This window comes from Flavobacterium sp. FlaQc-48, from assembly GCF_044007335.1.
GTDB lineage: Bacteria > Bacteroidota > Bacteroidia > Flavobacteriales > Flavobacteriaceae > Flavobacterium.
In genome coordinates, this window is the sequence record NZ_JBIPCR010000010.1 from 165,740 (window position 1) to 185,441 (window position 19,702).

17 protein-coding genes are annotated in these 19,702 nt (G+C 34.4%); 14 read left to right on the forward strand and 3 right to left on the reverse strand.

Features of this window, described 5'->3' with window-relative positions:
• Nucleotides 1-9 precede the first annotated feature (9 nt).
• From glyA to ACHRWY_RS16715, 4 genes are all read left to right on the forward strand, one after another.
• Nucleotides 10-1,284: a serine hydroxymethyltransferase gene (glyA, locus tag ACHRWY_RS16700; protein ID WP_041518753.1), complete on the forward strand. Its 1,275-nt coding sequence runs from the start codon at nucleotides 10-12 to the stop codon at nucleotides 1,282-1,284.
• A 146-nt stretch (nucleotides 1,285-1,430) separates the two neighbouring features.
• The gene (locus ACHRWY_RS16705; protein WP_395356197.1) at nucleotides 1,431-2,024 is read left to right on the forward strand and encodes a tRNA-(ms[2]io[6]A)-hydroxylase; all 594 of its coding nucleotides are present in this window, start codon (nucleotides 1,431-1,433) and stop codon (nucleotides 2,022-2,024) included.
• Nucleotides 2,025-2,253: 229 nt separating this feature from the next.
• Entirely contained in the window at nucleotides 2,254-3,294 is a 1,041-nt protein-coding gene (locus tag ACHRWY_RS16710; RefSeq protein ID WP_395356198.1) for a GMP reductase, read from the forward strand.
• Nucleotides 3,295-3,312: 18 nt separating this feature from the next.
• A complete protein-coding gene (locus ACHRWY_RS16715) occupies nucleotides 3,313-3,810 on the forward strand; it encodes a GNAT family N-acetyltransferase (RefSeq protein ID WP_395356199.1) in 498 nt (165 codons plus the stop codon).
• Nucleotides 3,811-4,024: 214 nt separating this feature from the next.
• Here the strand turns inward: ACHRWY_RS16715 and ACHRWY_RS16720 are convergent, their stop codons facing one another.
• Nucleotides 4,025-4,603 (reverse strand): pentapeptide repeat-containing protein, encoded by a 579-nt coding sequence (locus ACHRWY_RS16720; protein ID WP_395356200.1) that lies wholly within the window; start codon nucleotides 4,601-4,603, stop codon nucleotides 4,025-4,027.
• A gap of 334 nt (nucleotides 4,604-4,937) precedes the next feature.
• On the opposite strand from ACHRWY_RS16720, the gene aspA reads away from it, so the two are divergent.
• From aspA to ACHRWY_RS16745, 5 genes are all read left to right on the forward strand, one after another.
• Entirely contained in the window at nucleotides 4,938-6,347 is a 1,410-nt protein-coding gene (gene aspA / locus ACHRWY_RS16725) for an aspartate ammonia-lyase (RefSeq protein WP_395356202.1), read from the forward strand.
• A 295-nt stretch (nucleotides 6,348-6,642) separates the two neighbouring features.
• On the forward strand, nucleotides 6,643-7,317 hold the full coding sequence (locus ACHRWY_RS16730) for a response regulator transcription factor (protein WP_395356203.1): 675 nt from the start codon (nucleotides 6,643-6,645) through the stop codon (nucleotides 7,315-7,317).
• Between the two features lies 1 nt (nucleotide 7,318).
• Nucleotides 7,319-8,722 (forward strand): ATP-binding protein, encoded by a 1,404-nt coding sequence (locus ACHRWY_RS16735; protein WP_395356204.1) that lies wholly within the window; start codon nucleotides 7,319-7,321, stop codon nucleotides 8,720-8,722.
• 77 nt (nucleotides 8,723-8,799) lie between these two features.
• Complete coding sequence (locus ACHRWY_RS16740) at nucleotides 8,800-9,522, forward strand: hypothetical protein (protein WP_395356206.1); 723 nt, start codon at nucleotides 8,800-8,802, stop codon at nucleotides 9,520-9,522.
• Between the two features lie 49 nt (nucleotides 9,523-9,571).
• Entirely contained in the window at nucleotides 9,572-10,519 is a 948-nt protein-coding gene (locus ACHRWY_RS16745; RefSeq protein WP_395356207.1) for a bestrophin family protein, read from the forward strand.
• Between the two features lie 89 nt (nucleotides 10,520-10,608).
• Here ACHRWY_RS16745 and ACHRWY_RS16750 read toward each other — a convergent pair whose 3' ends face one another.
• Entirely contained in the window at nucleotides 10,609-12,027 is a 1,419-nt protein-coding gene (locus ACHRWY_RS16750) for a PLP-dependent aminotransferase family protein (protein ID WP_395356208.1), read from the reverse strand.
• A gap of 103 nt (nucleotides 12,028-12,130) precedes the next feature.
• Between ACHRWY_RS16750 and ACHRWY_RS16755 the strand changes: the two genes are divergently transcribed.
• From ACHRWY_RS16755 to ACHRWY_RS16770, 4 genes are all read left to right on the forward strand, one after another.
• A complete protein-coding gene (locus ACHRWY_RS16755) occupies nucleotides 12,131-13,048 on the forward strand; it encodes an EamA family transporter (protein ID WP_395356210.1) in 918 nt (305 codons plus the stop codon).
• A gap of 173 nt (nucleotides 13,049-13,221) precedes the next feature.
• Complete coding sequence (locus ACHRWY_RS16760) at nucleotides 13,222-13,794, forward strand: Crp/Fnr family transcriptional regulator (RefSeq protein ID WP_395356211.1); 573 nt, start codon at nucleotides 13,222-13,224, stop codon at nucleotides 13,792-13,794.
• A 60-nt stretch (nucleotides 13,795-13,854) separates the two neighbouring features.
• Nucleotides 13,855-14,643, forward strand: a complete 789-nt coding sequence (locus ACHRWY_RS16765) for an SDR family NAD(P)-dependent oxidoreductase (RefSeq protein WP_395356212.1) — start codon at nucleotides 13,855-13,857, stop codon at nucleotides 14,641-14,643.
• 115 nt (nucleotides 14,644-14,758) lie between these two features.
• The gene (locus ACHRWY_RS16770; RefSeq protein ID WP_395356213.1) at nucleotides 14,759-17,020 is read left to right on the forward strand and encodes an acyl-CoA dehydrogenase; all 2,262 of its coding nucleotides are present in this window, start codon (nucleotides 14,759-14,761) and stop codon (nucleotides 17,018-17,020) included.
• A gap of 389 nt (nucleotides 17,021-17,409) precedes the next feature.
• On the opposite strand, the gene ACHRWY_RS16775 is transcribed toward ACHRWY_RS16770, so the two are convergent.
• Nucleotides 17,410-17,754, reverse strand: a complete 345-nt coding sequence (locus ACHRWY_RS16775; protein WP_395356214.1) for a 5-carboxymethyl-2-hydroxymuconate Delta-isomerase — start codon at nucleotides 17,752-17,754, stop codon at nucleotides 17,410-17,412.
• A gap of 298 nt (nucleotides 17,755-18,052) precedes the next feature.
• Between ACHRWY_RS16775 and ACHRWY_RS16780 the strand changes: the two genes are divergently transcribed.
• A complete protein-coding gene (locus ACHRWY_RS16780) occupies nucleotides 18,053-19,696 on the forward strand; it encodes a DUF6377 domain-containing protein (RefSeq protein ID WP_395356215.1) in 1,644 nt (547 codons plus the stop codon).
• The last annotated feature ends 6 nt before the right edge of the window (nucleotides 19,697-19,702 follow it).

The window sequence follows — 19,702 nt, forward strand, 5'->3', positions numbered from 1 at the left end:
AACGAAAAAATGCAACGCGACGAACAAATTTTTGACCTTATACTAGAGGAACAAGACAGACAAATTCACGGATTAGAACTTATCGCTTCAGAGAATTTTGTAAGTGATGAGGTAATGGAAGCAGCTGGTTCTGTTTTAACTAACAAATATGCTGAGGGATATCCTGGCAAAAGATACTACGGCGGTTGCGAAGTAGTTGACGTTATTGAGCAAATTGCAATTGACAGAGCGAAAGAATTATTTGGCGCTGAATATGCAAACGTTCAGCCACATTCAGGATCTCAGGCAAATACAGCAGTTTACCACGCTTGTTTAAATCCTGGGGATACTATTTTAGGTTTTGACTTATCTCATGGTGGTCACTTAACTCACGGTTCTCCTGTAAACTTTTCAGGCCGTTTATACAAACCGGTTTTTTATGGTGTAGATGCTGAAACAGGTCGTTTAGACTATGATAAAATTCAGGAAATTGCAACTAAAGAGCAACCAAAATTAATCATTGCCGGAGCGTCTGCCTATTCTCGTGATATGGATTTTGCACGTTTCAGAGAAATTGCTGACAGCGTAGGAGCCATCTTGTTTGCTGATATTTCTCACCCTGCAGGTCTTATTGCAAAAGGATTAATGAACGACCCAATCCCTCATTGTCATATTGTTTCTACAACAACACACAAAACTTTACGCGGACCACGCGGAGGTTTGATCCTGATGGGTAAAGATTTCGAAAACCCACAAGGTTTGAAAACGCCAAAAGGAGAAATCAGAATGATGTCATCTTTATTGGATCTTGCTGTTTTCCCGGGAAATCAGGGTGGGCCTTTAATGCACATTATCGCTGCTAAAGCAGTAGCTTTTGGTGAGGCATTAAAAGATGAATTCTTTACTTATGCGATGCAATTGCAAAAAAATGCAAATGCTATGGCAGATGCTTTCGTAAAAAGAGGATACAAAATTATTTCTGGCGGAACTGATAACCACATGATGCTTATTGACTTAAGAAATAAAAACATTTCTGGTAAAGAAGCTGAAAATGCATTAGTAAAAGCAGAAATTACAGTAAATAAAAACATGGTTCCATTTGATGATAAATCACCATTTGTAACTTCAGGAATCCGTGTTGGAACAGCAGCAATCACAACTCGTGGTTTAGTTGAAGAAGATATGGAAACTATCGTAGCATTAATCGATAAAGTATTAGCTGATCACACAAATGAAGCAGTTATCGAAGAAGTAGCTAACGAAGTAAATGAAATGATGAGCGAAAGACCGATTTTCGTATACTAAAAATTAGTCATAAAGTCTTAAAGTCGAAGGTCGAAAGTCTTGGAATGGAATGTAAATTTCTATTTTAGTTTTTGATCTTCGACTTTTATTTTAAGGAATTTTGACTTTACAACTTTATGACTTTTTAACTTTAAGACTTAAAAGAAATGGGCGTACTAAGATTACAATTGCCAACAGATCCAAGATGGGTCAATATTGTAGAAAAAAATATTGAAGAAATCCTGACAGATCATGCCTGGTGCGAGCAAAAAGCAGCAACCAATGCGATTACAATTATTACCAACAACTCTGAATATCAGGATTTAGTGAAAGATTTATTGGCTTTGGCCAAAGAAGAAATCGATCATTTTGAGCAGGTTCACAATATCATCATTAAAAGAGGATTAAAACTAGGCCGCGAGCGCAAGGACGATTATGTAAATGAATTGTATTTATACATGAAGAAAAGTGGAGACGGAAGCAGAGTTTCAGGTCTGGTTGAAAGACTATTATTTTCAGCGATGATTGAAGCCAGAAGCTGCGAACGTTTTAAAGTACTGTCCGAAAACATCCAGGACGAAGAATTAGCTGTTTTCTACAGGGATTTAATGGAGAGTGAAGCAGGGCATTATACTACTTTTATTACTTACGCCAGAAAGTACGGAGTAGGAATTGATGTTGAAAAACGCTGGAGAGAATGGCTGGCCTTTGAAGAATCCATTATTACCAATTACGGAAAAGGCGAAACGATTCACGGATAAGTTTTGGTTTCAGGTTTGAAACTTTGAGAATATCTGTAAAATCTTTGAGTACCTCTGCGGAATTAAAAAGTAACTTTAAATCCGTATTAAATTAAGACAAAGTTTTGGCAATCTAAAATCAACAATCTGATATTGGAATTGTTGATAAAATGAATGATTAATTTTTGGATGAATTATAAGAGTTCACTTTCATAATGGGTATATTTGAAAGTAACGAAAACCAAAAGCCATGAGAATAGAAACGGATCTTAAATTAGGATTTAAAGATGTCATGATCAGACCAAAACGATCTGTATTAAAAAGCAGGTCAGAAGTCTCTTTAGAACGGAATTTTAAATTTTTACACAGTACCGCTATCTGGACAGGAATCCCCATTATGGCTGCCAATATGGATACCGTGGGTACCTTTGAAATGGCAAAAGTTCTGGCCAAAGAAAAACTTTTTACAGCCATTCATAAACATTATACACTCCAGCAGTGGAATGCTTTTTTGAAAAATGCAGCACCAGAATTCTACAACTATATAGCAATAAGTACAGGAACAGGAGCTGAAGATTTTGTAAAGGTGGAGCAGATAATTACAGCAAATCCTTTATTGAAATTTATTTGTATTGATGTCGCCAATGGATATTCAGAGCATTTTGTTCAGTTTTTAAAACAAATGCGTAAACAATACCCGGATAAGGTTATTATTGCTGGCAATGTTGTTACTGGCGAAATGGTTGAGGAATTACTGTTGGTTGGAGCAGATATTGTAAAGGTTGGAATTGGTCCCGGTTCTGTTTGTACAACTCGTATAAAAACAGGTGTTGGATATCCGCAACTTTCGGCTATTATCGAATGTGCCGATGCGGCTCATGGTTTAGGCGGACATATTATCAGTGATGGAGGCTGCGCTACTCCGGGAGATATTGCTAAGGCATTTGGCGCTGGTTCAGATTTTGTAATGCTGGGCGGAATGTTGGCTGGACATACGGAAAGCGGCGGGGAAATGATCGAAATTGACGGTCAGAAATTCAAACAATTTTACGGAATGAGCTCTACAACGGCCATGCACAAACATGTGGGCGGAGTGGCCGAATACAGAGCAAGCGAAGGAAAAACAGTTCAGGTACCTTTTAAAGGTCAGGTCATCAATACAGTTCTGGATATTTTAGGAGGTTTAAGAAGTACGTGTACGTATGTTGGCGCTTCCCGATTAAAAGAGCTCACCAAACGAACTACTTTTATAAGAGTAAGTGAACAGGAAAATCAAATTTTTACCAATTAAAATATTTCAAAATACAATATGATTACGATTTCAGCAGCAGGTTTAAACGATATAAAAATAATTAAGGAAATTACAAATGTAACCTGGCCAATTACTTACGGAGAAATATTGTCTCAAGAGCAATTAGATTATATGTTAGGTCTGTTTTATTCTGATGAAGCACTAACAAAGCAAATTCAGAATAAAGAACAGTTGTTTTATTTAATTTTAGATTCAGAATCCACAATAGGATTTATAGGAGTTGAGCATAATTATAAAAATGAAGCTGCAACCAAAATTCATAAAATTTACCTTCTTCCTGAAACACAAGGAAAAGGAATTGGCAAAAAAGTTTTTGATTTAATTGAAAAATTGGCTGTAGCAAACAATTCAAAGCATCTTTTATTAAATGTAAACCGTTTTAATACCGCATTAAATTTCTATAAGAAGATAGGGTTCGAAATTAAAGAAACAGTCGATATAGAAATTGGAAATGGATATTTGATGGAAGATTATGTGATGGGGAAGAATATTTAGTTTTTTAGCCAGTTCTGTTTACTCGAAAGTCAAAAAAAGTTTTGCAGGTTAAATGATACTTTATATTCCAAATAATACTCCTTTATTTTTAAACGGAATAACTTTTTGAGAAAACGTTAACTGAAAAAGAATTAAAAATAAGGGAATAACTATTTTTTCATTGAATGCATTTTTTTAAAGTTTTGACAATTTCAGTTCATGAATAAACATTGTATTAACTCACAATTACATCATGTTTAAACAATAATCCTTTTACTTCTTTCAAAGCAAAAACAGCTTTCTTCAGTTTGGTTTTTGATGGGTCAATGGTATAATTGTAGCTTGTTTTAAAATCGGCTTTGTTGGCAATTGCTTTATCAAATTCTGAGCGGTATAAATCACAGTTCTCAAAAAGGACACTCGTGAGGTCGGTTGCCATAAAATCTACCGCAATTAAACTGCAATTGGTAAACGTGGTTCCTTTTATTTTTAGGGTATAAAACTTTGAGAAATCCAGCATACAATCGTAAAAATGAACTTCAAAAATAAGCTTATCGCACATGGCAAAATTCACTTCTTTTATCTCACACCGATTAAAAGTGACTGTTCTAAAAGCTACATAATTGATTTTGGCTTCATTAAAAATACAATCATTAAAAACACAATCGATAAAAGTAACCGCTAAAAAAGTGCAGGCAGAAAAATTACAGTTATTAAAAATACAACATTCAAAATCCTTGAAATTAACATCATCTCTGCCATAAGTAATAGTATTGTATTCTTTATCAAGGAAATATTCAGACTCTTTTTTCAATCTTGCTTTTGCTAATTATTTTGAAGCCGAAAGATAATAATTATGAGTTTATTAATGGATAGTAAACAAGCATATTTTAGCTGTTTAGTCATAAAATTCAGAAAAAATAAAAAGTCAGTACATAGGCGATACTCAAATAATTTGAGATTGATTTATATGTTATAATTTTATTAATTTGATATTTTTTGAATCTTAAAATGATAAGTGTTTAATTTTTAGGCTTGGTTTTTAGGAAAAACTTGTGATATTTTGATTTGAAAAACTTTATTATAATAGTTCTTTGGCGTAGCTTTACACTGATTTTTTTAAATTAAAACGTAATAATTTATATTATATGGAATCAACAAGAAAAGAACATGATTTTTTAGGAGAATTAGACATTCCAAATCATCTGTATTATGGTATCCAAACTTTCAGGGCTGTAGAAAATTTTAATATTACAGGAATTCCAATATCAAAAGAGCCGCTTTTTATTAAAGCGTTGGGTTATGTTAAAAAAGCAGCTGCTTTAGCCAATAAAGATTGTGGTGCACTTGACTCAAAAATTGCCGAAGCTATTTGTTACGGAAGCGATCAGGTTATTGCCGGTAAATTTGATCAGGAATTTGTAAGCGATTTAATTCAGGGAGGGGCAGGAACCTCTGTAAATATGAATGCGAATGAAGTAATTGCCAATATTGGCCTGGAATATCTGGGACATAAAAAAGGTGAATATAACTTTTTGCACCCTAACAATCATGTCAACTGTTCTCAGTCTACAAATGATGCTTATCCATCAGCTTTTAGAATTGCACTTTATCTTAAAATGGAAAGTTTCATAAAAACATTAGAAGGTTTAGAAGTTGCTTTTGCTGCAAAAGGCGAAGAATTTAAAAGTGTTTTAAAAATGGGAAGAACGCAGTTGCAGGATGCTGTCCCGATGACTTTAGGACAAGAATTTAAATCATACGCTACAACAATAGGAGAAGATGTTAAAAGATTAAAAGATGCTCAAAGTCTGGTTTTAGAAATTAATATGGGCGCCACAGCCATTGGCACGAGAGTAAACGCTCCGGAAGGATATCCTGAAATTTGTGTAAATTACTTAGCCAAAGAAGTGGGGATTCCGTTAACACTTTCTCCGGATCTGATTGAAGCAACTGTTGATACCGGGGCGTATGTTCAAATTATGGGAACCTTGAAAAGGACTGCAGTAAAAATTTCTAAAATCTGTAATGATTTAAGATTGTTGAGTTCCGGACCAAGAACAGGTTTCAATGAAATCAATTTACCGGCACGTCAGCCGGGATCTTCAATTATGCCCGGAAAAGTAAATCCGGTAATTCCGGAAGTCGTGAACCAGACTTGTTTTTATGTAATTGGTCAGGATTTAACCGTTACTATGGCTGCTGAAGCCGGACAATTGCAACTAAATGTAATGGAACCGGTGATTGCTTTTGCGATGTTTACCTCGCTGGATTATCTTTCAAATGCGATTCAGACTTTAATTGATAAATGTGTGAACGGAATAACAGCAAATATAGATCATTGCTATAATATGGTTATGAACAGTATTGGAATCGTAACGCAATTAAACCCGATTTTAGGTTATGAAGAAAGTGCCAGTATTGCCGGTGAAGCCTTAAAAATGAATAAAAGTGTACATGAAATTGTAGTTGTTGAAAGAAAACTAATTACTCAGGAAAAATGGGATGAAATTTATTCATTAGAAAACTTAATTCATCCTAAGTTCATTACGAAATAAAGTATTTGTTCAAAATACATTCTACAAGCCGTCAATTTTTTATTGCCGGCTTTTTTATTGGGGTAAATTCGGATGTAGTTAATGTAAAGTACTGAAAATGATATATGTATTTGCATAAGGGTTGAGTGTTATTTCGAAAAATTAAACTTTAAAATGGTAGCTTTTTTTAAAATAAAATTTGTTATTTTCTTTTGAATTCAAAAGTTATTGTTCATAATTAAATCATAATTTATAACTATTGTGATTTATATTTTTAAAGGCAATCCCTATTTTTGTTATTCATACCACTAATAATATGAAATTACTTATAGTCGAAGACGAGCCAAATCTTTTATCTATTTTACGCAAAGGATTTGCCGAAAACAACAATGAAGTTAGTGTCGCAATGGATGGAAAAACAGCCCTTGAAATGCTTCATAATTATAATTTTGATGTTGTAATCTTAGATGTAATGTTACCGGATATTAATGGAATTGAAATTTGCAGACGTCTGCGTGCGAGTAAGAATTTTGTTCCTGTCTTGCTTTTAACAGCCCTTGGGACTTCTGAAAATATTGTAACCGGACTCAATGCCGGTGCCGATGATTACCTAGTTAAACCTTTTAAATTTGGGGAACTAGATGCCAGAATAAATGCACTGCATCGAAGAGCACATCAGGAAACAGAAAAAATTGACAGCATAACAATTGGTGATTTAGAGATAAACGGGCGCGCGAAAACAGTAAAACGAAATGGTGAATCGATCATTTTAACCGCTAAGGAATTTAAATTACTATATTATTTAGCTAAAAATACCGGCAGAATTGTTTCCAGAGATCAGATTTTAGATAATGTATGGGATATTAATTTTGATATGAATACCAATGTTGTGGATGTTTATATCACGTATTTAAGAAAAAAAATAGATAAACCTTTTGAAACCAAACTCATTCACACCATGAAAGGTTTAGGTTATGTCGTAAAGCTATAAAATGGATATAAGAAAAAAAATCACGTTTACTTATGTAGCACTTTCTACCTTTAGTACGCTGCTATTGTGTATCATCGTTTTTGTTCTGTTCCGTGAAAATAACAGATACCATTTCTTAAAACGTTTAGAAGACAGGGCTAAAATTGTGGCTTCAATCCATTTTCAAAATGATCCTGAAAAAAGTAAATATTACAGCGAATTAAAGAAAAATGGTCTTGAAGAACTTATTGAAGAAGAAGAATTTGTTCTTAAAATAAACAGTGCCAATAGTTTTGATTATAATATCAATTTAAACTTACCAAATGAGTTTTATACCAATGTGCTAAAATATGGGGAAGACTATTTTGAAGTAAACAGCAAGTATTATCTGGGACAGGTTTTTAAAGAAGGCAACCAAAAATACATCGTAATCGTAGGAGCAAGAGATCGCCGCGGAAAAACAACTACCATTTTTATTGCTAAAATATTAATTTTTGGCGGTATCGGATTTATACTTTTAGCGTTCTTTTTAGGACGATTTTTAGCAAAAAGGGTCATTAATCCGGTTGCAAGAATTACTAAAGAAGTAAATAGAATTAGTGCTTCGAACCTTCATAATAGATTGCCCGCAGTAAAAAACTCAGATGAAATCTCCGATCTTACCGAGACTTTTAACGATATGCTGGATCGCCTCGAAACTTCTTTTGAGATTCAGGCCAACTTTATCAACAATGCATCACACGAATTAAAAACGCCTATAACCACAATTATTGCCGAGTCTGAAATCATGCTCCTGAAAGAAAGAGAAGTTTCAGAATACATCCAGTCATTAGAGAATATTTACGGTCAGGCTTCCCGATTAGGAAACTTAACCGAAAGTTTATTAAAACTGACACAAACAGGTTATGATGGCAAAAAACAAGTATTGGATATTGCCAGAATCGATGAATTGTTAATGGATGTAAAATCAGATCTGGATAAAATTTATCCCGATAATCGTGTGAGCATGAAGTTTAATTTTGCTCCAAAAGATTCTAATTTGCTATTAATTCCTTGTAATAAGCCGCTTTTAGAATTGGCAATCAACAATATCGTTACCAACGGAGTAAAATATTCGGATAACAATGAAGTGTTTGTAACGCTTTCGGCAAATCAGGAAATGATTAAAATTGCCATCAATGATATTGGTATCGGTATTCCGCCGGAAGATATTCCCCATTTGTATGAACCTTTCTTCAGAGGAAAAATTGCTACCAAATATATTGGATATGGTTTAGGGCTTCCCTTGGCTTCCAAAATTATCAGGATGCATGATGGCGAAATACAAGTACAATCAGAGCAAAATAAAGGAACTATTGTAACTATTATTTTTAAAAAATCTAAGATAAAGAAAAACAACATTAAAGATTCTAATGTTGAATCTTAGAAAGTTCTAATTTTAGATTAAGACCCTTCTAATTTTGCGGGAGTTATTTTGTATGTATAAACTAAACGATTATACATATGAAAAATTTCCTAATACCTACGACTTTAAAAGATGATACGATATGGGCTGTAAAATCGGCTGTTAGTCAGGCAAAATCATCAGGCTGTGAAATCATTTTAATGATGGTTTCTGATGCTCCGGATACTTTTTCGTCTTCCGGTTTTTTACGCGAAATGCGTACAGGACTTACAAAAAATCAGGAAGAAGTCCTTGAAACCTGCAGATATATTATTGATCATACTCCAAATTGTAAAATAAAAGTACAGAACCAATACGGAATTTCATCTCCAATTTTTAAACGTATTATTGACGTTTTCTCTGTAAAACTGGTAATCCTTACGCACTCTTATAAACAAGAGACAAAAAGAATTCATCAATACATGGTTCAATTGGCCGGAAACCAAAAATGCCCTATTTTACATTTAGGCCTAGAGAACTACAAAGACGATTTCAATAAAGCACTTTACATTGAAAATACACGCGCTAATATGCATGTTAAGGATGTTCAGCAATTTTTGAATGATAATTTTTCATTTGAAATTGTAAGCCAGACATCAAACTTTGATGACAACTACGAAAATTTTGCTCCTTATTTATCTGAAGCTATTTCAAAATACGATATCGATTTGTTAGTAGAAACCCGTAAAGGAGAAAAAATCAAATTCAAGAAAACTAAAAAAGAAAATATAAACGACAAACTGGGACTTCCGGTACTGTCACTCTATGAAGAACTGGCTTAAACCAAATCTCTTCAAAAAAAAAGCACAAGTTTAATTTAAACGAAAAAATATGTTATTAAAGAAAAGAATTCCAATGAGGTACGTTCTCGGAAAAATTAAAGTGGAATTAGGTCTTGTACTGACTTATACCATATTATTTGAAATTTTTCATCATTACTTTATCAATGTGGGGGTTGATATTCCAATTGCGATCCCCACAATGGTGGGAACTATTATCTCCTTATTATTAGCCTTTAAATCAAATCAGGCGTATGACAGATGGTGGGAAGCAAGAATTATATGGGGATCAATTGTAAATGAATCCAGAACCTTAGTAAGGCAAATGCTGACTTTTTATAAAGACCCGAATTTTTCTGTAGAAGCAAATGAGTTCAAAGAAAATTTCACCAAACGACAAATTGCATGGTGTTACAGCCTTGGCCAGGCGTTGCGTAATAAAGATGCCATAAAACCAATCAAAGATTTGATTAGCGAAGAAGAACTTAATTTTGTAAAAAATCATCAGAATATTCCAAATGCGATATTATTATTGCATGCCAGAGATCTTAGAATTGCCAGAAAAGACAAACGATTGAATACGTATCAACAAGTAGAAATTGACAATACATTATCGAGATTGTGTGATGCAATGGGAAAATGTGAGCGTATTAAAAATACTATTTTTCCAACAACCTATAGTATGTACATCAGAATGACATTGTGTTTGTTCATTTTACTATTGCCTTTTGGATTAATTAGTTTATTAAGCTGGTTTGCAGTTCCATTAATTACCATTATTGGCGGAATGTTCTTTCTGATCGAAAAAATGGCGATTCATTTGCAGGATCCTTTCGAAAACAGACCAACAGATACACCGGTTACGACTATTTCGAATACAATCGAAAAGAATTTAATGCAAATGCTAAATGAGTATCAAAGTGAATTTGATATCATTAAAGAATTTGATCTTAAACCTGAGGTAAAGAAAGCGGAAAACAACGCTTATTTTGTTTTATAATTAAATTGATTTTGGTTTCTCAATTTGTTGCCGGACCGCGCGAGTAAGTAAGCGTTGTCCGGCTTTTTTCATGAGATAAGTTTTTTAAATCACTGATGAAGCAGTTTTCCTAATGTTTGTATGGATTGTCTTAATTCATTGCTCCAGGGCAGTCCGAAACTCAGTCGCATACAATTCGAAAACTGGTCCTGAAAAGAGAAAATTCGCCCCGGTGCAATGCTAATATGGTGTTGCATGGCTAAATGGTAAAATACAGCCGTATCAATATTTTTATCTAATTCGATCCACAGAAAAAAACCGCCTTGTGGCTGACTTACTTTTGTACCTTTCGGAAAAGATTCCAAAATGGTGTTGATATAATTATTGCAATTATGATTCAGTATCTGGCGTATTTTCCTAAGATGATTTTCGTATCGGCCATTTTTTAGAAAATCGCCCACAACCTCATGTGTAATAGTAGGAGAGGAGAGCGAGTGGTAAATTTTATTTCGCAATATTTCTTTTTTGAATTTTCCCGGAGAAACCCAGCCCACACGATAACCGGGGGCCAGTGTTTTAGAAACGGAACTGCAACAAAGTACAATACCGCTTTCGTCATACGTTTTACAATTTGTAGGCCGGCTGGAGCCAAAGTACAAATCCCCGTGAATATCATCTTCAATCAGCGGAATATTGTAAAATTCCATCAACTTCACCACTTCTATTTTATGTTCAGCCGGCATCATACTTCCGGACGGATTACTAAAGTTGCTCATCAGCAAACAAAGTTTTACTTTTTTAGACGAAAGTGCTTTTTTAAGTGCTTCGAGTTCTATTCCCGTAGTCATATTGGTTGGCAATTCCATGATGTATAATCCCAGGGATTTAGCCAATTGCAGGATTCCAAAATACGCAGGGCTTTCAGTGATAATGGTATCTCCGGGTTTTGTCAGCGTCATCAAACAATGGGAGATTGCACTTGTACAGCCCGGCATGGTAATAATATCTTCTTCAGTAAGTGATCCTCCCCAGGTAAAAGACCATCTGGCAATTTCCCTTCTTAGATTGGGATTTCCTTTTACTTCTTCGTAACTCGTTCCGCTGTTAGGCAGCTGGCGCATCGCCTGAACCATTCCTTTGTTTAGTTTGGCAATAGGAAGCAATTCATTCGAAGGAAAACCCAAAGAAAGCATCGTAATGTTTTTATCCGTCATATTACCATAAACCTGATCGATCAAATCTTCGCGGTCAATATTGGCACATTTTAAAATTGGACTGCTTGGTGAAGGTTCTGTAATGACTCTGGCCGAAGTATTACTCACATAATATCCGGATTGAGGCCGCGATTCAATCAATGATCTGCTTTCAATTTCATAATACGCTTTGCTTACCGTACTCATACTATAACCCGTTTCAGCACAGACTTCACGAATAGAAGGCAGTTTGTCGCCAACGCTTAAAACACCTGATTTTATTTGCTTTTCGATTCGGTCTGCAAACTGAAGATATAAGTAATTTGAATTTTTCATAAAAAAAAACTGTTATGGTGCAATTTACAAAAACTGTATCTGTATTGCTGTTTTATTTTTTAGAAATTTGTTTCATAGAAAACGAAACAAAAAACAGCCATCCGTGAAAACAACAAAATACTACATAGCCGCCATTACCTGTTTTGTCATCTGGGGATTTTTTAGTTTGGTTTTAAAACCCATTCACGACTATGCCTCTTTAGATATATTATTCTATCGTGTTTTTAGTTGTAGTATTCTAATGCTGCTTATTGCTTTTATATTCAGACGAAAAAAAGTCAGAGAAGCCATTGAAACCTTTAAGGCATTACCAAAAGCCGAGAAAAGAAAAACAACACTGTTAAATATTGGCGGAAGTGTTTTTTTAATGGCCAATTGGTTTACGTTTATTTACGTCATGAATCATGTGAGTGTAAAAGCAACCTCTTTAGCCTATTTGGTTTGCCCCATTTTAACGACTTTATTGGCCTACTTTATTTTGCATGAAAAACTAAGTAAAACACAGTGGATTGCAGTTGGATTAAGCATTTCAGGCTGTGTACTTTTATCCTATGCCAACATCACGGATATGCTTTTTAGCATCATTATAGGTTCAACTTATGCGTCCTATCTGGTAAGTCAGCGTGTCAATAAAGGTTTTGATAAATTTATAATTCTAACGTTTCATATTACATTGGCAGCATTATTTTTATTGCCTTTTTATCCTCTTTATAGTGGTCCTGTTCCAACAGCATTTAAATTTTATTTCTGTATCGAAACCATCGCGATCTTATTTACCATTTTTCCATTGTTCCTTAATTTATATTCGCTTTCAGGAATTAACTCATCGACAGTAGGAATGCTTTTGAATATTAATCCGATGATTGCGTTTCTGTTGGCCATGTTCCTTTATAAAGAACAGTTCGGATTGATACAGATTATTGCCTACGGAATTGTTTTTCTGGCCGTTTTGGTTTTTAATTCACATCATATTTTTGCCATCAGACAAAAGTTTGCCACAATATCCAAAGATTCTAAATAACGTGTGGTAGTATATATTTTTTATTGGTTTAAAATATAAATTACCAGAATCTTAACAGGATATTCAAACAGGAATGAGTATTTTTCATTCCTGTTTTTTTATGGAACAGGGTAAATTCTTGGCAAATAAAAAAGCCTTTTTATGATATGAGATTCATTCAAACTAGATTTTAAATGCACGAAAAACTTTTAAATTTAATTCGGGAAATTATAAAAATCGATGAAACTGATATAAGTGTCGTGGGGCTTTTTTTCGAGCCTGTTTTTTTTGATAAAGGTCAGATTTTAGAAATCGAAAACAAACCCGTTAAGTATTTGTATTTTATAAATTCCGGTTTTATACGCATTTTTTATAATGAAAATGGTGCTCAGATTACTACCCATATCAATTGTCCATCCGGATTTATCACTTCTTTCAATAGCTTTATAAACGGAACCGTTTCCCATGACAGCGTCGAATGTATAACTCCGTGTCAGGTACTGCGTATTACAAAAAGCAATTTTGACAGCCTTTGCCAAAAAAGTCCAAAATGGGCAGATTTTGCCAGAATTATTTATGAAAAATCGGTTATCTATAATGAGCAGCGAACCCGGGATATTATGAATCTGTCAGCAGAGGATCGATATTTAAACCTGTTAAAATATAATCCGGATATAATTAAAAATGTGCCGCTTCAATATATTGCCTCTTTTATCGGGATCAAACCTGAAAGTTTAAGCCGAATCAGGAGAAAACTGATTTCCTAACATAGGTCAAGTAGAATGGTCTGGTTATTCCTGAATTTTGCTTCAGAAAATAACTAAAAAATGAAAACAATAAAAAACAAAACAGCATTGATTACCGGAGCATCATCCGGCATTGGAGAAGCTTTTGCTTATGAATTGGCAAAACAGGGAACAAATCTTATTTTAACAGCGAGATCAGAAGGTAAATTAGATCTTTTGGCCAGTAAAATTTCAAATGAGTATAAAGTAAAAGTAAATGTTTTTGCTGGTGATCTTCTGCAAAAAGAAACTCCGTACAAATTGTACAATCAAATAAAACAGGCCGGTTTAACTGTAGATATACTGGTCAACAATGCGGGATTTGGTAAATGGATCAATTTTTTGGATGAAAGTATTCAGCAGTACGAAGAAATGATCGAAATCAACATCAACGCACTGGTAAAACTCTGTCATTTGGTATTGCCGGATATGCTGAAAAAAGGAGATGGCGGTATCATTAATGTTGCTTCAACCGGGGCATTACAGCCATGTCCATACGTAGCTGCTTATTGCGCCAGTAAATCGTTTGTGCTAAATTTTTCTGAAGCACTTTATGGCGAGTATCATAAAAAAGGGATCACCATAACAGCACTTTGTCCGGGGAATACCACTACCGGTTTTCAATCTGTGGCAAGAGCAAACACAAAAGGCATGACAGCAGATACTCCCGAAGAAGTTGCGAAACAAGGAATCAAAGCGCTTCTAAAAAGCAAAAGTTTTAAAATTGTTGGAGCAATGAATTATGTTCAGTCGTTTTTGCCGAGATTCTTAACCAGAAAAGCAATGATTAACGTTGTAAGCGGTATGATGAATACTAAAGTAAACGGATAAAAAACGGGCACCATCTTGAAATTACAGACACAACAGCATCTATATATTAAGAGAATCTTAACGTACTTTAAGTGAAATTTCTTTAATTTAACAGAAGTAAAAATTAAGATTCTCTATGAAAAATACCAAACTTCAAGCCTTTATTCCGTTATTCTATTTAGTATGGTCCGATGACTTGCTGACTCAGAAAGAGTTTATCACGATTCAGAAATTTATCAATGACCTAACCTGGCTTTCGCCCGAAGAAAAACAACAATTGCTTTCAAGAGTAGATATCTCAAATCCGCCTTCGCGAAATGAACTCTCACAGTGGAAATCAGATATTGAAAACAGTATTCAAAATAAAGAAGATATCAAATCCATCTTTGATATTGCAGAAGCGCTTTCTGAAAAAGACACCGGTATTTCGACTTTGAAATCAGATTTTATAAAACTGGAAAATGATCTCGGAATTTTGGGTGAAGAAGCCCTTCAGAATTTTAAAACAAAAGCCAGTTCGTTTACGGCAAACTCCCAGACTAATGCTGATTTTGATATCCGGAAAATAACAGCAATCCTAAACGGTAAAGAAGCTGCGATTATCAACAAAGTAAAATCGGTTATTTCAAGACCTGAATTTGCTTACGAAACTTCGACAGATATCAGGGTGTATCGCCAGACCGTTTACAATTGGTGTAAAATTTTAGCCGAAGAAAATCTCGGAAATATGGCCTATCCAAAACAATATGGAGGAGGAGAAAACATAGCCGATTATTTTGCCATAATGGAAACCCTGAGTTATCACGATTTGAGCTTAGTAATCAAATTTGGTGTTCAGTTTGGGCTTTGGGGAATGAGCGTGCAATCGTTAGGAACTGATAAGCATTATGCGAAATACCTAAAAGATATTGGAACATTAAAAATTCCGGGTTGTTTTGCAATGACCGAAACACATCACGGATCAAATGTAAAAGGTCTAGAAACCACAGCCACTTACAATCACAATGATCAAACGTTTACCATTCATACACCAAACAAAAACGCCCAAAAAGAATATATTGGCAATGCAGCGGTTCACGGGCAAATGGCAACCGTTTTTGCCAAATTAGTAATTGACGGTCATGATTATGGTGTAAATGCCTTTGTAGTTCCGTTACGCGATACAAACGGCAATACCCTTAATGGAGTGACTATTGGTGACTGTGGACATAAAATGGGATTAAATGGCGTAGACAACGGAACGATTAGTTTTGATCAGGTAGTAATTCCAAAAGAAAATATGCTGGATCGTTTTGCTTCTGTGAATGATAAAGGCGAATTTGAAAGCCCGATTCCGAGTGATAACAGACGTTTTTTTACCATGTTGGGGACTTTGGTTGGCGGACGAATCGGGATTCCGCGTTCTGCTTTGGCTGCAGCCAAATCCGGATTGACCATTGCAATTCGATACAGTGATCAGCGACGACAATTTGGACCAGAAGGCGGATCAGAAGTTCCAATCTTAAATTACAGAATGCACCAACGCCGATTAATTCCGCCATTGGCTAAAACTTATGCCGTTCATTTTGCTTTACAATATCTTACTAATCGTTTCTTAAACAAAACCGAAGCCGAAATGCAGGAAATTGAAGCGTTGGCAGCCGGAATGAAATCCTATTCGACCTGGAGTACCAGAGATATTTTGCAAGAATGCCGTGAAGCCTGTGGCGGAAAAGGCTATTTGTCTGAAAACCGAATCGATGCTTTAAAAAATGATACCGAAATATACACCACATTTGAAGGCGATAATACCGTTTTGATGCAATTGGTTGCCAAAAACCGTTTGTCTGAATTCAGAAAAGCATTCGGAGAAATGGGCTCTTTGGGAATCATCAATTATGTATATGAAAATGCCAAAACGGCCATTACAGAAAAAAATCCAATTGCAACCCGCAAAACCGATGATGAACATTTGCTTGACGGGGAATTTCATTTACAGGCTTTCATTCATAGAGAAAAAACAATATTGGCATCTGCAGCAAGACGTATCAAAAAATTAGTTGACGGAGGTTTAGAGCCTTATGATGCTTTTAATGTCGTACAACACCAAATGATTGATGTAGCTCAGGCTTATTTGGAAAGAGTGGTTTTGGAGCAGTTTCAATTGGCAATAACAGCAGTTGAAGATAATAAATCAAAAGAGATATTGACAAAACTGAATCATCTGTACGCACTTTCGCAAATCGAAAAAAACAAAGCCTGGTATCTGGAAGATGGATATATGGAAGCCGTAAAAACCAAAGCCATCCGTAAAATGGTCAATCAGCTTTGTTGGGACATTCGTCCGGATGCTGTTTCGTTGGTCAATGCTTTTGATATTCCCGAAAGTTGTCTGGCAGCGCCAATTGCGGGTAGTTAGAGGATAGAGTCAAGAGGATAGAGTAAAGAGTAAAGAGGATAGAGTAAAGAGGATAGAGTAAAGAGTCAAGAAGATAGAGCAAAGAGTCAAGAGGATCGAATCAAGAGGATAGAGTTGCGAGGATCGATCTTTGTGGGAACTTTTTTAAAGTTTTATTGATATTGTGAGTTAATATAGCTGTGAATTCACGAATTTTCAGGAAAATAGATTAGAAATATTCGTGAATTTGTAGCTTTTTTTTGTAAAAGTCTTAGATTAAAAAAATAAATCTGTTTATAAAAAAAATATACAAATTATTTAATTTATTGATAATTAGGTATTTGTTTTTATAGTGACAGGGAATTGTTGTTATTGTTTCTTTTATATCATAAAGGATCTAAAAACTCTTTTCAGATCATCGCTTTATTAAAATAACTTGCTTTTTCAAAATCTTTTATATTGATTGAAATTACCGGAACTTCGGGTAGTATTTCATTCAGTTTAGAAACAATTGATTGGGAAAGATTTGCCTTTTGATCTGTATTTCTGCCTTCCATAATGTATCCAAAAACATGTATAAAATCATTTAAGGAATTTCCGTTATTGTAATAACTAAACGGATTGATCCGTACTTTAATTTCAGATTCAGTAAAAAGTCCGGTTGACATGGCAGCATCAAAAACTTCCTGCATAATATCATCAGCCGATTTTAAGTGTATTACATTTTCGGAACAATCAATAATAAAGTGAGGCATATTTATTTAGTTGAGATTAGAAAAATTAGAGACAATCAAATTTACAAAAAATCATTGCCACAGGATTATATTCGTAACCTATAATTAATTTAAAAAATCTGTTTTTCAGCTGTGTCTTCGGGATAGCGAATCAGTAAAATGAGCATCAAATTTTATCTGAACTGTACTTTTCGCCAGAAGCAATGTTTTTTAAGCGGTTTTTTTGTTACAAAATTCAAAATTTGCGTCTTATAAATAATTCATCTTTTATACGATCACTTTGTTATATTTGTAAGTCTCATTATATCTTTAATTCGCTTTGAAAAATTACGTGTTGCTTTGTTTTTTAGTTCTGTTGGCAAATCCTGTTTATTCATCAGACAGTACCGATACTATTATTGCAAAGCTAAACGATGCCCTTAGGAATAAAGCGCATTATGTTCGTCTCAAAGAGGAGCGTATTTTAAACTTTAAAAAAATAAAATCGGAAGATTTAACGAAGGAACAAGAATACAATTACAACAAAACATTATACACAGAGTACCAAAAATTCAACTCAGATTCGGCTATTTTTTATGTCAAAAAGAATCTGAAAATTGCCAGCGATCTTCAAAACAAAGAGTTGCTAAATCTGGCGAATTTGCAATTGGTAACCCTTTATTCATCTTCGGGAAAATACCGTGAATCTGAGGCAATCCTGAAAAGCATTGACAAGAAAAACCTGTCGGTAGCATTACTGCAACATTATTATGTGGCCTATCGCGAGTTTTTTGAGCATTATGCTGCCAATAGTTACGATATTAAATACATTCAGCAAATACAAAAATACAGAGATTCTTTAGTAACTGTTTTAGGGCCTAATACGCTAAATTATCAGATTACCAGGATTCAGCAAATAATGTCCCGGAAAAAGTTTAAAATTGCAGAACAGCAATTGTTAGAAATATTTGGCAATATCAAAGAAGATAATCCCCAATATGCAATGGTTACGTATCTTTTGGGTAAAATTTATGAAACCACGAAGCAATTAGAATTAAGAAAGAAATATTACGCACTTTCGGCTACTTCAGATATAAAAAATGCCAATAAAGATAATGCATCACTTCAGGAATTAGCCCTTGTTTTTTATGAAATCGGCGATGTTGATATGGCCTATAAATTAACACAATCGGCTATCGAAGATGCACTTTATTGTAATGTTCAGTTTCGTACCCTGTTAATGTCTGAGGTATATTCGATTATCAATACGGTTTATCTGGAAAGAGAGGCTAAAAGAAAAACCGAGTTGCAACTGTATCTTTTATGTATCAGCTTACTTTCGGCATTTTTATTAGTGGCCATAATTTATGTGTACAAGCAAATGAAAAAGGTGTCCAGAATTAGAGGGGAACTTTTTATTACCAGTCAAAAATTAGCCGAATTAAATAAAGACATTACAGAAACCAACAATCAGTTACAGGAACGTAATGCACAATTATCAGAATCAAATCATATTAAGGAAGAATATATTGCACACTTTTTCAGCCTTTGTTCAACCTACATCAATAAACTTGAAAATTACCGTATCATTTTAAATAAAAAAGCAACGGCAAAACAATTCGATGAGATTTATAAAATGCTTAAGTCGACTACTCTGGTTGATAACGAACTCGAAGAATTATACAAGAATTTTGATATTATCTTTCTGAATTTATATCCCACTTTTGTCAAAGACTTCAACGCACTTTTAATTAAGGAAGAACAGATCGTTTTAAAACAAGGAGAATTGCTCAATACCGAGCTTCGTATTTTTGCTTTGATCCGTTTGGGAATTAATGACAGTGTAAAAATTGCAGCCTTTCTCAGGTACTCTTTAAGCACAATTTATAATTATCGCACCAGAGGTCGAAATAAAGCTGCAGTTTCCCGAAATGATTTTGAAGAAATGGTCATGAAAATTGGCTTAATTTCATTGAAAGTCTGAAAAAAT

Coding starts and splice junctions, on each gene's coding strand:
- glyA (WP_041518753.1), top strand. CDS start 10: ATGCAACGCGACGAACAAATTTTTGACCTTATACTAGAGGAACAAGAC.
- ACHRWY_RS16705 (WP_395356197.1), top strand. CDS start 1,431: ATGGGCGTACTAAGATTACAATTGCCAACAGATCCAAGATGGGTCAAT.
- ACHRWY_RS16710 (WP_395356198.1), top strand. CDS start 2,254: ATGAGAATAGAAACGGATCTTAAATTAGGATTTAAAGATGTCATGATC.
- ACHRWY_RS16715 (WP_395356199.1), top strand. CDS start 3,313: ATGATTACGATTTCAGCAGCAGGTTTAAACGATATAAAAATAATTAAG.
- aspA (WP_395356202.1), top strand. CDS start 4,938: ATGGAATCAACAAGAAAAGAACATGATTTTTTAGGAGAATTAGACATT.
- ACHRWY_RS16730 (WP_395356203.1), top strand. CDS start 6,643: ATGAAATTACTTATAGTCGAAGACGAGCCAAATCTTTTATCTATTTTA.
- ACHRWY_RS16735 (WP_395356204.1), top strand. CDS start 7,319: ATGGATATAAGAAAAAAAATCACGTTTACTTATGTAGCACTTTCTACC.
- ACHRWY_RS16740 (WP_395356206.1), top strand. CDS start 8,800: ATGAAAAATTTCCTAATACCTACGACTTTAAAAGATGATACGATATGG.
- ACHRWY_RS16745 (WP_395356207.1), top strand. CDS start 9,572: ATGTTATTAAAGAAAAGAATTCCAATGAGGTACGTTCTCGGAAAAATT.
- ACHRWY_RS16750 (WP_395356208.1), bottom strand. CDS start 12,027: ATGAAAAATTCAAATTACTTATATCTTCAGTTTGCAGACCGAATCGAA.
- ACHRWY_RS16760 (WP_395356211.1), top strand. CDS start 13,222: ATGCACGAAAAACTTTTAAATTTAATTCGGGAAATTATAAAAATCGAT.
- ACHRWY_RS16765 (WP_395356212.1), top strand. CDS start 13,855: ATGAAAACAATAAAAAACAAAACAGCATTGATTACCGGAGCATCATCC.
- ACHRWY_RS16770 (WP_395356213.1), top strand. CDS start 14,759: ATGAAAAATACCAAACTTCAAGCCTTTATTCCGTTATTCTATTTAGTA.
- ACHRWY_RS16775 (WP_395356214.1), bottom strand. CDS start 17,754: ATGCCTCACTTTATTATTGATTGTTCCGAAAATGTAATACACTTAAAA.